We start from the raw sequence: 13435 nt of genomic DNA on the forward strand, positions 1-13435 counted from the left end.
GGATGAACGACCATGTCCGCTTCTCGCTCAACGCGGATATTGGCCTTTGCACAATCCGTTTTATGCCAGCTATGTTCATTAAATGAATCAGCCTGCGATCATAGCTTCAATTTCCGCTTTGCATTTCATCAGAGATCCGATGAGAAGTTCCTTTTTTTCCTCAAACCTCAGGGACGGCACGGCAACGGAAACAGCATACAACTCGCTCAGGGAAGACTGTATGTGGACGCTGAGGCCGCATACACCCTGCGCATGTTCTTGATAATCAACCGCATACCCTGCCTTCCGCACTTTGGCGACCTCGGCAAGAATATCCTCCACGCAGCTTAGTGATTTTTGCGTCCTGATTTCAGGCGAATGGCTATAAAACGATACTATCTGCTCGTCTTCCAGGCGGGCAAGCAGCGCTTTTCCCGGAGCGGTACAGTGACTGGGGAAGGCTGTTCCAACGGGTGAAATGACACGCAACTCCTGATCGGAAGCATACTGACTGATGAGCAGCACATGGGCACCACGCATAACGCTGAGATCGATGGTTTCCCGCGTCCGGCGTCCCAGCATCACCATAGGTGTATGCGCCATAGCAACTACATCCGTATGTGCTGAAGCCGCAAGCCTTGTCAGCGCAGGACCCAGTCGGATAAGCCCTGCCGCGTTCAGTAAAAGCTCTTCAGCCTCCAGAGAACTGACCAGCCGGTGTACCGTCGTACGCGGCATTCCGGTTTCACGCGACAAAGCGGCGATCGTCAGCCCGCGAGGATGTTCTTCAAGCGTACGCAGCAGCTGAGCTGCCCGAACGATAACACTTGTACCCGAATCATCAGATTTGGCCGGCATGGTAACTCCTTACTTTCAGTTTACATTTTGCGCATTGACATCAACAGAGATTAATCAGAATACTATATCCGAATATCGGATGACAATGTCCGCATATTGGTCACTGTGGAGCAGAATATGTTACAAATAAATAAGGTTGGAGAATTTACGCTTTTGGGCGTGGCCTGCCTGACAATAATGGTGGGGTGCGTGATCGTGCCAGGTTTGACCAGTATTTCTGATGCGCTGAACGTAAAAGGTGCAGAGAGCTGGCTTGTTACCCTGCCATCTCTGGGAGTCGTGGTATTTGGACCGCTTGCCGGGAAATTCATCGAACGGGCGGGGCTTTACAAGGCACTGTGCCTCGGACTTTTCCTTTACGGCCTGTTAGGTTCAGCCGGGGCATTTCTTTCCGGTTACATGGCTGTCTTTGCCGATCGCTTCATGCTGGGAGGGGCGACGGCGCTGATCATGACTGCAGGAACGGGTCTGATTTCAGTATTTTATAATGGGTCAGAACGTATGAAGATGATCGCGCGACAGGGTATGTCTATTGAGTTGGGCGGCGTCATATTCCTGTTTATCGGCGGATTACTTGCCGCCGCAGGATGGCGCTGGCCATTCGCGCTGTATTTATTTGCGTGGCTGATGCTGCTGATGGTACTGATTTTTGTTCCGCGACCTGTCAACCGAGCAGAGTCTGAACGGATTAAAACGGATGTCAGCCACGGTGCTACTTCACCAGCCGTTCTGATGACCTGGGCCGCCGCACTGATGTCCATGATCGTCTTCTTTACAGCCATTGTTGTCTTACCCCTGCACCTGCACAAAATGGGAAACACCGAGTCTCAGACGGGGTATTTTCTCTCATTTGTTTCTCTGGTTGCCGTCTGTGGAGCCTGGCTGATGCCGAAGCTGGTAAACCGCTACAGTGATTTTTCTACCTTATCCATTGCTTTTGGCTTTTACGCGCTTGCTCATCTGATATTTGCTTTTGCGTCTTCCATGCCTTTCCTGATCACCGGGGGAATCGCACTGGGACTGGGCTTCGGTTTTTCCGTTCCCCTTGTAAATCACCTTATTGTCGAGCTCAGCAGTAACGCTGTACGTGGAAGAAATCTGGCACGGCTTTCAATGGCTATCTTTTTTGGGCAGTTTTTATCCGCGTTCATGGCTTATGTTCCGGGCACCACTTCAACCGTGTTTTTGTCGGCTGCGGTAATCGGTGCGTTATTTTCATTGTTTATAAAAGTTCGCGCGCCGGTCAGAGTCGCACCCTATACATAACTCCCTGTCCGGGTTCATGTGTCTTCAATATGGTTACTGATCCAGTCGGTCAGCCTTTCAATATGCGCCGCCGCCTCACGCCCGGGCGCGGTGAGCGTATATTCAGTATGGGGCGGTAATACGGGATAAACCTTTCTGTGGATCAGGGACGCGCTTTCGAGTTCCTGCAGCGTTTTTATCAACATTCTGTCGGTAATTCCCCCCATTTTACGTTTCAGTTCTCCAAAGCGGTGGGTGCCATCCATGAGAGTTATCAACGTCAGAGTTCCCCACCGGCTTGTCAGGTGACTGAGCAGCCTTCTTGAAGGGCAGGTTGCATCAAATGTTTCTCCATTACGCAAACGGGTCGCCAGCACATTTTTCTTTACATCAGCAGGTTCAGAGAATACAGACATTTTTGTAGGTATTTATCCAGGAGGTTAAAGAGGGCTAAAGTCATAGTTTACTCTATCGGATATGGGAAAAACCTTCACGATGAAAGCTGTACTTCTTGGAAATGAAGCGGGCGTAGAAAATATCGTCTTTACTGACATTATCGATCCGGGTCAGCCCGGCAAAGGTGAAATACGTGTCCGCATTCACAATGTCTCGCTTAACTTTCACGATTACAACGTCGCTGCGGGTATCCTGCCCGCGCAGGCTGGTCGTATCCTGATGTCAGACGGCGCGGGTACTGTCGAAAGCGTCGGAGAGGACGTCACTGATTTTCTACCCGGGGATGCAGTGGTATCAACATTTTTTCCCGACTGGGATAAAGGAGAGTGCCCACTTGCTGGTTTCAGCCGAACGCCCGGAGACGGCATTGATGGATATGCCACGGAATACGTTGTCCGACCCGCCCGTTTCTTCACGCATGCTCCTTCTGGATGGACGCATGCTGAGGCATCAACGCTCCCTACCGCAGCACTGACGGCCTGGCGGGCTTTGATTACCGAAGGCGAGCTGCGCCCAGGAGAAGATGTTCTTATCCTGGGCACCGGGGGCGTATCTGTTTTTGCCCTGCAGCTGGCAAAAATGACCGGTGCCCGGATCTGGGGCACGTCATCCTCTGAAGAAAAAATGGCCTGGTTGCGTGATCAGGGTGTAGCCGGTGTAGTTAATTACCGCGAAGAGCCGCATTGGGGTAAAAAAATCTTCGAACTCACCGGTGGGCGGGGAGTTGATCATGTAATTGAAATTGGCGGCCCGGGTACGCTGGCTCAGTCAATTGCCGCAGCGCGCATAGGTGGCAGAATTACACTTATTGGCGTATTTACCGGCATTGCCGGAGAAGTCCCTACGGCGGCAATAATGGGCAAGCAGCTAACCGTCCAGGGCATCACCGTCGGAAGCCGTGAGCATCAGAAAGAGATGATCCGCGCTTTTGAAGCCTCTGATGCACGTCCCGTTATTGATAAAATTTTACCGCTAAGGGAGCTGCAGGACGCTTTCCGGCATCAGCTTGCTGGTAAGCACACAGGTAAAATTGTCATAGAGATTTAATAAGTCAGGCTTGCGGGAGTTGGCTTTTTTTTGCACAAAATGCGTTTCGATCGTGTTCCGGCAACAAGCATATTGACTTGTAAAACATCCTCTTTAAAATTAAATCATCAAGTGATGACTTAAGGATTGTGTGATGAATAAAGTTAAACCAGCTGGCCTGGAAATTTCCCGACGCTCTCTACTGGCGGGTGCAGTGGGAATGGCCGTTACACATATGATGATGCCGCGACTGGCATTTGCGCAGAGCGGCAGTACACACGGGAATCGAATCATGCAAAATACAAAGATTTATGGCGACAACGCTTATCCTGTCTGGTATCGGCGTCCGCTGCCTCTCAATGCTCCCCGCGCTCGCTATCCCGGGTTTGCTCCCGGCACCACTCTGCTCAAAAAAGGAACCATCCGGAGGGAAGGAGCAAAACCACTGCCCTGCGACATCATCTTTGAGCGGGACGTTGCTCTTAAAATGCGTGATGGAACGACCATTTATACGGACGTATTTCGGCCGGTAGCGGAAGGGAAATATCCGTCCCTGGTAGCATGGAGCCCCTATGGAAAAGAGATAGGCGGTCAGTGGCTGGATGATATACACGAGCGCTCCGGCGTGCCGCTGGAGTGGGTCTCAGAACTTCAGAAGTTTGAAGGCCCCGATCCAGCCTTCTGGGTCAATGAAGGCTACGTTATTCTGAATCCAGATCCACGTGGGGCTTATAAATCTGAAGGGGACATTTCTTACTGGGGACGGCAGCTGGCAGAAGACGGTTATGATTTTATTGAATGGGCCGCGCAGCAGTCTTGGTCAAACGGAAAAATAGGGATGGCGGGAAACTCCTGGCTTGCTGTTTCACAGTGGTTTATAGCAGCCGAGCAGCCGCCTCATCTCACGGCTATCGCGCCCTGGGAAGGATTTGTCGATCACTTCAGAGAGACGGGCAATCGTGGCGGAATACCCGCGCCAGCTTTTCCTGAAGTAATAATCAAATCTTTCGCTGGCGAGAACCTGGTCGAAGATCAGCCCCGGATGATTATGGAAAAGCAGCTGATGGATGCCTACTGGGAAGATAAAAAGGCAAGGCTTGAGCGTATCAGCATCCCGGCATACGTTGTCGCAAGCTACACCAATCACGCCCATACCCACGGCTCGTTTGCCGGGTACCGTCAGATAGCTTCAGAAGAAAAGTGGCTGCGGGTTAATAACACAAACGAATGGCTGGATTTTTATACGCCCGCCTATTCGCAGGAACTTCTGGCGTTTTTTGACCATTATCTCAAGGGCCATAAAAATGGCTGGGAGAACACCCCCCGCGTGCGTATTTGCGTCCTGGATGACGGCGGTACAGATATTGTTGACCGGACTGAAGAGAGCTGGCCACTGCCCCATACTCAGCTAAAAAAATTGTTTATTACTTCCGGCGCGCAGCTCAGCCCTTTGAGCCAGAACATACCAGCGTCTCTGTCCTATGAGGTTTCTGGTGAAGGAAAAACAGAGCTTCACTTCACTTTCACGCAGGATACAGAGCTCACAGGCTACATGAAACTGAAGCTCTGGGTTGAAGCCCAGGGTGCTGATGATATGGAGCTTGAGGTGGGCGTTCAGAAACGCAGCAAAGACGGAAAGCCGTTTGAACGGGTGCTGGGTGAAGGCGTAAAAGGCCCCGTAGTCGCATCAGGTTTATTAAGAGTTTCCCAACGCGCGCTTGATCCATCGCTGTCTACTGAAACAGAGCCATACCACATGCATACTCGTGAAGAGAAATTGCACCCTGGGGAGATTGTACCCGTAGAAATCGGTATCTGGCCGATGAGCATGCTTTATCATGCAGGTGAAAAACTGGTGCTGACCATTGCCGCACACCGCCCAACACCGACAACTATTGACATGGGATTTGGCTCTGCCGTCATTGAACTTCCAGCTTCGGGAGGAACCTTTATGCCAGGTGAGAAAATTAAAAGTATCTCCCTTGGAGGTCCGGCGTCAACGCTTCTGCCATTTGTCAGTGAACAGCAAGTAGCTACACCTGTCAGTCGGAATGCAGGCAGGCATGTCATTCATTTCGGCGGAAAATATGACAGTTACCTTCAGATCCCGGTTGTGAGTAAAATGGGCATGGTATTTTGATCATAAAAAAGCACCGGCCTGTTCCGGTGCTATCAAAGACGGAATCACATGAGCTCACAAGACAGTAGACCCTCAGTTCGGGGTCGCCGCCCCGGCGGGGCAGTATCAGGGCGGGATGCGCTTCTGCCCGTAGCCACACGTTTTTTTTCCCGAAACGGTTATGACGGCACATCATTACGAAAAATCGCAGCTGAAGCCGGTGTGGATATGGCTCTTGTGGCGCGCCTTTTCGGTTCAAAATCTGCTCTCTGGAATGCAGTTCTTGAACACTTACTGGATAAGCAACGGCATCATCTTGCAGAAATCAGGGCAATTGAATACTCGTTCAGTATCAATCCTGCTGAAGGATTTCGCCGGTTTGTCCGCCACCTGACCGCTATCAGCGTGGAAATTCCAGAGTTTCCGTCGCTATTGCTTAACGAGGCGGCGAGAGGCGACGAACGGCTTGAACACCTTCTCCTGCATCTGGTTGCGCCCTTTCGTGACAGCTGTCTGCCTGTCATCAGACTGGCAATGGAAAAAGGCATCATCAGAAGTAATCACCCTTCGCTGACTTTTGCATTGATAATTTCAGCAATTTCGTTGCCTTTGATCACTCCCGGTCTGATCGATGCAGATGCTCCTCAATCCACCTCTCTTGCCTCTGATATTGCTGATGAGGCTATACGTCTGTTCGTCGTCTCTGAACATTCCTGAACCACTGACCTGTCGCATAAGTGCGCCATGCTTTTAGCAGGTGGCATCTCAAAGAGACCGGCTATGTATGCAGGCAAACCCGTAAAAAAACAAAACGCCCACGCAATATATCATCGGTTGATGATATATTGCTGCTATACGTGATGCCCGTTCCGGTTTTACTCGTCGGGACATCATAAAATTTTTATTAGCCCGATTATGTCAAAAGAGGAGTAAGCGATGAAAAACGGAATGCTGGCGTTAGGTATGACTGCAGTAATGAACATGGCCATTGCAGCTGACGTTCCTGATAATTTTCTGTGGGGGGCGGCTTCAGCTGCCTATCAGGTTGAGGGAGCAACAAATAAAGACGGTAAAGGCCGGTCTGTATGGGATTACTATCTTGATGAGAAGCACCTGGCCGGCCCCGGCATATCGGGGAGCGTTGCCATAAACTTTTACGACCGTGATCAGTACCTAAAAGATATCCAGCTGTTCAAAGAGCTCGGGCTGAACAGCTACCGCTTCTCTATCGCCTGGACACGTATTATCCCGGACGGGCAGGGGCCCGTAAATTTGGGGGCAGTTGCGCACTATCGGCAGTTTATTACCGACTTAAAGGCTGCTGGAATAAAGCCTCTGGTAACTCTGTACCACTGGGATATGCCTGAGTCGCTGTCTGCTGCGGGGGGATGGGAAAACCGGGAGTCGGTGGAATGGTTTCAACGTTATGCTGAGGTTATATTTGCTAACTTTTCCGATCAGGTTGACCAGTTTGTACTGATTAATGAACCAACCGTTGAAGTTGCAACAAAAATCATGGCCGAGAAACGGCTGAAAGGTGAGGAGCTTACACTCCCTCCTATTGTTCCTGCTGGTCCCTATCTCGAAACTTCTCTGAAGTCCTATAACCATATTCTGCTGGCCTCCGCAGCAGCAGCGGAGAGTTTTAAAGCTAAAGGCTACAAAGGCAGGCTGGGAATTGCTCTGCCATTTTTCCCGGTATTGACAACAGAGAACGCATCGGATGAAGATAAAGCTGATGCCCGTCTTGTTGACGGCATTCTTAATCGCTGGTTCCTTGATGCCATGTACAAAGGAAGCTATCCGGCCGATGTACTTAAGCTGGCAGCAGACCGACACCTGAATATTGACGTCCAGCCTGGAGATGCAAAACGCATTCATGAAGCGGGCCTGGGTTTTCTGGGCATTAATTACTATGCCCCTTTCTTTATTCGCCATCAGAAAAATGCTTCAGAAGTCTATTCGCCCGAAATAATCTTCCCGAAAAATGAAAAGCTCGCCTTCAATGGCGCAGTAAGACCCGATCAGTTTTCCGCCCTGCTTGAGCGCGTGCGTGATGAGTACGGCAATCCACCGGTCATCATTACAGAAAATGGTGCAGGGTTTGAGGGTGAAGATCAGTTGACGAATGGAAAAGTGAACGATGTAAACCGCTGCCTGTATCTGGTAGACCACATCCATGCAATGAGGGAGTCGATTGCAAGGGGGGCTAATGTACAGGGTTATCACGTCTGGTCCAGTCATGACAATCTGGAATGGTTGAGTGGCTATAAAAGCCGCTTTGGCATGATATTCGTGGACTATGATACCCAGAAGCGTACACCAAAACTCAGTGCGGAAATCTATGGAAAAATCATCCGCGGTGAAAATATCCGCGATGCTGACTGTAAAGCGGCAAATTAACTTCTGAATCGAAAGCATTCTGTTAGCCTGGCTTGGTCAGCCAGGCATTAATTAAAATTAACTGAATCTGATGAGCTGTAGCTTATTGTGAGCAGTTTCTGATGAAGGTCCGCTCATCGCTCAAAGCAGACCATCACGTTCCCATTTTATTTTTTGATAAAGCCGATGCTTATAGTGAGCCTTTACTCATGAAGGCTCACTACTACCGTTTTCTATTGCAAATCCTTTTCCTTCAAAAACTGACTCACCAAATCAGCAATCTGCACATTATTCAGGTCAGAGAACGGGAAGTGGGTATTCCCTTTGATTCCTATCTCGGGCAGGTGCGTAACCGTTACATCCCCGCCATGCTTGTTCACCACGTCACGCCACTCACGAGCCATCGCCAGCCGTACCCGCCAACTGTCCTGTGCGGGCATGGCAACAGGCTTATCCGGGATGTTATCGCCGTAAATAATCAGAATCGGGATGTTAGTCAGCGCCATAAACTGTTCCATCGGCACAGGCTCACCTTTCAGCGTGTCGAACGCACTTGGCATAGGGGCTGGGAGTTCTTTTTCCGGGAAGACAAAGCTGCTGCCAGGCTCGAAGGCGACAATGGCTTTGACCTTGTCGTTTTTCATCGCCGTGTACCAGCCTGGCCCGCCCCCCTGAGAGTGGGTGAAGAGGATAGCCGGGCCGGATTTGTCCACGACGGCGGACATCGCACCGGAGATAACCTTGATATCAAACGGCCCGGTATTCGGGGTCATCTGACGGAAGTACTGGTTCAGGGCTTCTTTGTCGTGAGAGAACTGGACGCCTTTAAAATACTCAGGCCACACGCCAACGCGGAACTGGTTAAACCACATCTGCTCATCCGGTTTTGGCGTAACAGTCCCTTCCACAGTCGTGCGCCCGGCGCTGCCCCGACGCGGCTGATCGACAAGATAAGTTGAGAAGCCACAACGCAGGAAGATGTTCTGGAACCCTTCGCGGCCATCCGGGGTGCTTTCCCAGGTACGGGAGAACTGACCTGCACCATGCAACATGACAATAGGGTATTTATGCGGATTCTCCGGGATTTGGTAGAACACAGACGCATGATCGCCATGATAAGTTTGACCGGCAGAGTCCAGCGGCTTTTTCGCGTCAAACGTCCCCGGTGCAGTGATGATGGTACCACCAGCAGAAAAGCTTCCCTGTTCCTGAATAACCAATGGCGCGGCATATACCGACTGAGCCACCAGGCCACCCGCCATCACGCAGATGGCCAGCGTTTTTAAAAGTGTCTTCAATGTAATTTCCTCTTATAAAAAATCAGCCGCGTATCGTCTCTAACCAACTGGTGACCGTTTCTGTGGTTCTCCGCTCCTGGTCGCATTCAATGACCAGCGGTTTTTCCCGGCGGGCAGTTGGGGCGAGACGGGCAAGGATATCGCCGCTGGTACACCACCCGGCCATCAGCTGTTTGCGGCGTCCCGGCATCGGTGGGGAGGTATCAGGGGAAAGCGGGTTTGGTTGACGGCTCATGATGGCTCCCTTTTCCTTAACCCATGGAAGGTGAACAGAGGCAACAGCACGGATGCTGTTCATAAAAAAGAAAACGAAAATCGGCGTTAGAAAGAGGGGTATCCTAAGGGGAACCGGCCGGGAGATAATCCCTTGCGCGCGCATAGCCGCTATGAAAGCGGCTCATCAGTCTGATTCTGGTTCTCAGTGGGGCGGCTATCCACTAAGCTGGGCAGGACAATTCACTCTTAGGCGAACGCGATGAAAGATAAAAAGATGATTTCAATCGATCAGTTTACGGCTGACGAGCGGCTGGCCGTGGATGAGATGGTCAGGGAACGGGTACAAAAATATCAGTTACGCACCGGCAAAGCGCCGGACAGCAAGAAAGAGAAAGAGCTGATTGCCGAGGCCAGGGAAACGGTGATGGCTGAGAAACTGGCGAAAGAGAAAGCGAAAGCGGCCAAAAAGCCGGTACGGAAAAAGAAACCCTCAGCGCTGACGGCAAGTGAAGTCAGTGATTTTAACTGGTCAGCCTCGGTGGAGCGCGGCAAACGGTAACCGGCAGCAGCATGAAGCCCGGCGAACCGGGCTTCATGAGCACAACAGGCTGGCTTGACCTGTCAGCCCTGCGCTTTGCCGCCCGCAATCGGGGTCAGCGCGATGACTTCAGAACTGGTCAGGTATTGCGGCAGCGCCTCAAACAGGGCAGCAATGTGCGGTGCTTCAATGTGTTTTTGCAGCAGCTCGCGGCTGGCCCACTCTTCCGTCCACACAAAACGGCGCGGGTTTTCTGCGTCACGGTTTAACTGATAGCTGATGCACCCTTCTTCCGTCAGCGTGGTCTCAATCACGCCACGGAACAGCGCTTCTACCGTCTCTTCTGCACCTACGTTCACTTCAAAAATGGCAACGACGGGGACTGTCATGGGGTTCTCCTCTGGTTAACAATATGACCAAAATCAATAACAATGCCCATACAGTAAAGCAGCATCCGGCGGCCGGCGCTTATCTTATTGAGCTTGCCGGACGTATTGCGCCTGCCGGGCTTATTGCGCCCCAAGCGTGACGCTGTCACTTTTTAGTGGCCGGCATCCGGCTGCGTGAACCCGATCAGCTGTTTCCCGATAACCGCGCCGGGCATCATCTGTTGCAGCCCGGTGACCAGCATCTCACCGGCGGCGTTCAGCGCCTCCAGCGGCATCTCCGGCAGGCTTTCCAGGATAAACCACATCTGCGTTGCGTTGGCGTCCAGGCGGGTCCGCACGCCCTGCCGCCAGTTCCAGCGGCGGCAGGTCACGCCGGTGTCATCCCGCCAGATAACTTCCCCCGGCTCCGGGGACTCGTGCGCCGGTTCGCCCTCTTTCACGGTATCAAACAGCTCCGTGCCGTCAGCCAGCGTCAGGCGCGGTGCGCCGTGGTAAGCCGCAATATTCTCACCGCCGACCGGGATGGCAAAACGGATGCTCACCGCGTTATAGAGATCCACCACCGGGTCGATGCCCGGCACGTTGCCGTCGCGCGCGACGCGCTTGCGCAGTGCCTCGGCAGAACAGGGCGTGCGTTTCGGTTTGGCACCAAAGCGTTTAAACACCTCCGCCCAGGCGGCGAGGTGGGCCTCTGCCCAGGGGGCTTCCCCGGCGGTGACAGCGCGGCACGCATCGGCCAGGGCGGCGTCTGCCACCTCCGGATGCCGCAGCGGCGCGGCCTCCACCGTAATGCTCAGGGCGCGGAAGCCGGGCGCAATGGCAGCGAGTGCGGGATCGATTGACGGCTGAACGGTAAACATCGGATAATCCTGTAGTGACTAATTTATTACATGATAATGACCGATGACCAAAAAAGTCAATAAACCGACCGGGCCGGGCGCTGATGTCCAGCAGGTCAGCGAGGCGGTTTCCCGCCGGATAAAAACCTGCCGCACCGGCCGGAAACTCTCGCTGGATGAGCTGTCGCGCCGCGCCGGCGTCAGTAAAGGCATGCTGGTGGAGATCGAAAAAGGCACCGCCAACCCCAGCATCGCCATTCTGTGTAAGATCGCCGCGGCCCTGGGGCTGTCGGTGGCGGACATCGTCAACGTGGCGGATACCCCCGTCGCGCACCTGATCACCCAAGAGGAGATGCCGGTGCTGTGGCGCGGCCCGGCAGGCGGCTCGGCGCGGTTGCTGGCGGGCACCCAGGGGCCGGACATGATCGAGCTATGGCGCTGGGAGCTGTTCCCCGGCGAGGTCTTCTCCTCGCCCGGCCACCCGCCCGGCACGGTAGAGCTGTTCCACGTTGAGCAAGGCGTGCTGGCGTTCCAGGTAGGCGACACGCCGCTGACCATCGCGGCCGGCAACGCCGCAGTGGCCAAAACTGACCTGCCGCACCAGTACGCCAACCACGGCGATGAGCCGCTGGTGTTCACGCTGAGCGTGACGGAACTACACGCCTAACTTGAGAGTTTCATCATCACCAGACCGGCGATAATCAGCACCGCTGCCGCAATGCGCATCGGGCTGGCCGGTTCCCCCAGAAACAGCAGGCCCGCCACAAACGCGCCCACCGCACCAATGCCCGTCCACAGGGTGTACGCGGTGCCGAGCGGCAGCGATCTCATGGCAATGGCCAGCAAGGCGAAGCTGATCAGCATTGCCACCAGCGTCACTACGGACGGGCCAAGCCGGGTAAAGCCGTGTGACTGCTTCATGGCAAACGACCAGACGACTTCAAACAATCCCGCAATGATTAACAGAATCCAGGCCATAACGGCGCCCTCTGTAAGCGCCGGGCCGTCCCGGACGTGAAAGACAGGAAACCGGGGTCGTCCCCGGCTCAGATGCAGGCGATCACTATAATCATTTTTTCAGCGGGTTTCATGCCCGTTGGCTGATAAGAGGCGGCCGATGTCACGCCGGGGCGGCGCGCCAAACAGGCGGGCATACTCGCGGCTGAATTGTGACGCGCTGGCGTAGCCCACTGAAAAAGCGGCGGATTCGGCGGAGATATTGCCGGCCATCATCAGCCGCCGCGCTTCCATCAGGCGGAGCTGTTTCTGGAAGTTCAGCGGGGTCATCCCGGTCAGCGCGCGGAAATGGCGATGGAACGCCGACGGGCTAAGGCCGGCGATGGCCGCCAAATCGTTGATGCGTACCGGCTCGCTAAACTGCGCCCGCAGGGCGTGCAGCACCCCGGCCATCCGGCGCTGCATCCCGGTGCCGGTGATCCGCTGCGCCAGCATGCCGCCCTGCGGCCCGGTCAGCAGCCAGTAACCGATCTCCCGCATGATGCCCGGATAAAGCAGCGGTATGGCGTCGGGGGTCTCCAGCAGGCTCACCGCGCGGGCCGCGCACGCCAGCAGCGGCGCATCAAGATCGACCACAAAGGCACCGGTGTCCTGCGGTGGCGGGGGCAGCGCAGGCAGGGTTTCACAGACCTCGCGCATGATGGCCTGATCCAGCGTCAGCACCAGGCTTAAATAGGGCGTTCCGGCATCGCCCTCCACCACCTGGCTCATGCCCGGCATCTCCAGGCTCACCACCATCGCCTGCCCGGCGCGGTACGTCAGTTTCCGCTCACCAAACGCCGTCCACTTTTCCCCCTGCACCACTATGCACAGCGCCGGTTTGTGGATCAGGTGCGTGGGGTGCCGTTCGGTTTTTGCCTGCAACATGATCATCCCCTCAACGGCGGTATAAAACGGGCTGGCGCCGCCCAGCCGGGCAATCTGTTTGCACACCCTTGCCCGTAACTCATCCAGTGCCTGCATTCTCACTCCTGTTGCGGTGCCGTAAAACGCCTGTTGCGCTGTCCTGACAGGAAGTACCACGCCGGGCAGGATCAGGCAAGAACCAGGCAGGTTCAGGTATTACGCCGCCC

At 54.0% G+C, this 13435-nt stretch carries 14 protein-coding genes and 1 pseudogene; 7 read left to right on the forward strand and 8 right to left on the reverse strand.

The genetic code is table 11. From position 1 onward, the window contains the following. Positions 1 to 87: 87 nt before the first annotated feature. Positions 88 to 837, reverse strand: a complete 750-nt coding sequence (locus JK232_RS10870) for an IclR family transcriptional regulator (RefSeq protein WP_101854532.1) — start codon at positions 835 to 837, stop codon at positions 88 to 90. A 117-nt stretch (positions 838 to 954) separates the two neighbouring features. On the opposite strand from JK232_RS10870, the gene JK232_RS10875 reads away from it, so the two are divergent. Then, positions 955 to 2103: an MFS transporter gene (locus tag JK232_RS10875; protein ID WP_101854533.1), complete on the forward strand. Its 1149-nt coding sequence runs from the start codon at positions 955 to 957 to the stop codon at positions 2101 to 2103. A gap of 14 nt (positions 2104 to 2117) precedes the next feature. Here JK232_RS10875 and JK232_RS10880 read toward each other — a convergent pair whose 3' ends face one another. After that, positions 2118 to 2498, reverse strand: coding sequence for a winged helix-turn-helix transcriptional regulator (locus tag JK232_RS10880; RefSeq protein WP_101854534.1), 381 nt, complete (start codon positions 2496 to 2498; stop codon positions 2118 to 2120). Between the two features lie 79 nt (positions 2499 to 2577). On the opposite strand from JK232_RS10880, the gene JK232_RS10885 reads away from it, so the two are divergent. The 4 genes from JK232_RS10885 to JK232_RS10900 all read left to right on the forward strand — a co-directional run bounded on the left by JK232_RS10885 (position 2578) and on the right by JK232_RS10900 (position 8086). After that, positions 2578 to 3585: a zinc-dependent alcohol dehydrogenase family protein gene (locus JK232_RS10885; RefSeq protein WP_101854590.1), complete on the forward strand. Its 1008-nt coding sequence runs from the start codon at positions 2578 to 2580 to the stop codon at positions 3583 to 3585. Between the two features lie 133 nt (positions 3586 to 3718). Beyond that, positions 3719 to 5704 carry a CocE/NonD family hydrolase gene (locus JK232_RS10890; RefSeq protein WP_212589173.1) on the forward strand — a complete coding sequence of 662 codons (1986 nt, stop codon included), beginning with the start codon at positions 3719 to 3721 and terminating at the stop codon, positions 5702 to 5704. A 48-nt stretch (positions 5705 to 5752) separates the two neighbouring features. Further along, the gene (locus tag JK232_RS10895) at positions 5753 to 6400 is read left to right on the forward strand and encodes a TetR/AcrR family transcriptional regulator (protein ID WP_101854535.1); all 648 of its coding nucleotides are present in this window, start codon (positions 5753 to 5755) and stop codon (positions 6398 to 6400) included. Positions 6401 to 6619: 219 nt separating this feature from the next. Beyond that, positions 6620 to 8086, forward strand: a complete 1467-nt coding sequence (locus JK232_RS10900) for a glycoside hydrolase family 1 protein (RefSeq protein ID WP_212589174.1) — start codon at positions 6620 to 6622, stop codon at positions 8084 to 8086. A gap of 212 nt (positions 8087 to 8298) precedes the next feature. Here JK232_RS10900 and JK232_RS10905 read toward each other — a convergent pair whose 3' ends face one another. Together JK232_RS10905 and JK232_RS10910 are read right to left on the reverse strand one after the other, a co-directional pair. Then, positions 8299 to 9363 (reverse strand): alpha/beta hydrolase, encoded by a 1065-nt coding sequence (locus JK232_RS10905; RefSeq protein WP_212589175.1) that lies wholly within the window; start codon positions 9361 to 9363, stop codon positions 8299 to 8301. A gap of 22 nt (positions 9364 to 9385) precedes the next feature. Continuing rightward, positions 9386 to 9511 (reverse strand): annotated as a pseudogene (locus JK232_RS10910) (flavodoxin); the annotation flags it as partial. A gap of 327 nt (positions 9512 to 9838) precedes the next feature. On the opposite strand from JK232_RS10910, the gene JK232_RS10915 reads away from it, so the two are divergent. Continuing rightward, the gene (locus JK232_RS10915; RefSeq protein WP_101828167.1) at positions 9839 to 10138 is read left to right on the forward strand and encodes a hypothetical protein; all 300 of its coding nucleotides are present in this window, start codon (positions 9839 to 9841) and stop codon (positions 10136 to 10138) included. Between the two features lie 62 nt (positions 10139 to 10200). Here JK232_RS10915 and JK232_RS10920 read toward each other — a convergent pair whose 3' ends face one another. Together JK232_RS10920 and JK232_RS10925 are read right to left on the reverse strand one after the other, a co-directional pair. Further along, positions 10201 to 10506 carry a putative quinol monooxygenase gene (locus JK232_RS10920; protein WP_072929274.1) on the reverse strand — a complete coding sequence of 102 codons (306 nt, stop codon included), beginning with the start codon at positions 10504 to 10506 and terminating at the stop codon, positions 10201 to 10203. A gap of 152 nt (positions 10507 to 10658) precedes the next feature. Continuing rightward, on the reverse strand, positions 10659 to 11366 hold the full coding sequence (locus JK232_RS10925) for a B3/B4 domain-containing protein (RefSeq protein WP_072929276.1): 708 nt from the start codon (positions 11364 to 11366) through the stop codon (positions 10659 to 10661). Between the two features lie 43 nt (positions 11367 to 11409). Between JK232_RS10925 and JK232_RS10930 the strand changes: the two genes are divergently transcribed. Continuing rightward, positions 11410 to 12012, forward strand: coding sequence for a helix-turn-helix domain-containing protein (locus JK232_RS10930; protein ID WP_101828165.1), 603 nt, complete (start codon positions 11410 to 11412; stop codon positions 12010 to 12012). Here the strand turns inward: JK232_RS10930 and sugE are convergent. Then, positions 12009 to 12323 carry a quaternary ammonium compound efflux SMR transporter SugE gene (gene sugE, locus JK232_RS10935; RefSeq protein WP_072929280.1) on the reverse strand — a complete coding sequence of 105 codons (315 nt, stop codon included), beginning with the start codon at positions 12321 to 12323 and terminating at the stop codon, positions 12009 to 12011. The genes JK232_RS10930 and sugE overlap by 4 nt on opposite strands. 99 nt (positions 12324 to 12422) lie before the next feature. Continuing rightward, positions 12423 to 13325, reverse strand: a complete 903-nt coding sequence (locus JK232_RS10940; RefSeq protein WP_212589176.1) for an AraC family transcriptional regulator — start codon at positions 13323 to 13325, stop codon at positions 12423 to 12425. Between the last annotated feature and the right edge of the window lie 110 nt (positions 13326 to 13435).

Source organism: Nissabacter archeti (assembly GCF_018257325.1).
Classification (GTDB): Bacteria; Pseudomonadota; Gammaproteobacteria; order Enterobacterales; family Enterobacteriaceae; genus Chimaeribacter; species Chimaeribacter arupi.

Excerpts from the sequence above, each read along its gene's own strand:
- JK232_RS10870 (WP_101854532.1), bottom strand. The coding sequence starts at position 837 with ATGCCGGCCAAATCTGATGATTCGGGTACAAGTGTTATCGTTCGGGCA.
- JK232_RS10875 (WP_101854533.1), top strand. The coding sequence starts at position 955 with ATGTTACAAATAAATAAGGTTGGAGAATTTACGCTTTTGGGCGTGGCC.
- JK232_RS10880 (WP_101854534.1), bottom strand. The coding sequence starts at position 2,498 with ATGTCTGTATTCTCTGAACCTGCTGATGTAAAGAAAAATGTGCTGGCG.
- JK232_RS10885 (WP_101854590.1), top strand. The coding sequence starts at position 2,578 with ATGAAAGCTGTACTTCTTGGAAATGAAGCGGGCGTAGAAAATATCGTC.
- JK232_RS10890 (WP_212589173.1), top strand. The coding sequence starts at position 3,719 with ATGAATAAAGTTAAACCAGCTGGCCTGGAAATTTCCCGACGCTCTCTA.
- JK232_RS10895 (WP_101854535.1), top strand. The coding sequence starts at position 5,753 with ATGAGCTCACAAGACAGTAGACCCTCAGTTCGGGGTCGCCGCCCCGGC.
- JK232_RS10900 (WP_212589174.1), top strand. The coding sequence starts at position 6,620 with ATGAAAAACGGAATGCTGGCGTTAGGTATGACTGCAGTAATGAACATG.
- JK232_RS10915 (WP_101828167.1), top strand. The coding sequence starts at position 9,839 with ATGAAAGATAAAAAGATGATTTCAATCGATCAGTTTACGGCTGACGAG.
- JK232_RS10920 (WP_072929274.1), bottom strand. The coding sequence starts at position 10,506 with ATGACAGTCCCCGTCGTTGCCATTTTTGAAGTGAACGTAGGTGCAGAA.
- JK232_RS10925 (WP_072929276.1), bottom strand. The coding sequence starts at position 11,366 with ATGTTTACCGTTCAGCCGTCAATCGATCCCGCACTCGCTGCCATTGCG.
- JK232_RS10930 (WP_101828165.1), top strand. The coding sequence starts at position 11,410 with ATGACCAAAAAAGTCAATAAACCGACCGGGCCGGGCGCTGATGTCCAG.
- sugE (WP_072929280.1), bottom strand. The coding sequence starts at position 12,323 with ATGGCCTGGATTCTGTTAATCATTGCGGGATTGTTTGAAGTCGTCTGG.
- JK232_RS10940 (WP_212589176.1), bottom strand. The coding sequence starts at position 13,325 with ATGCAGGCACTGGATGAGTTACGGGCAAGGGTGTGCAAACAGATTGCC.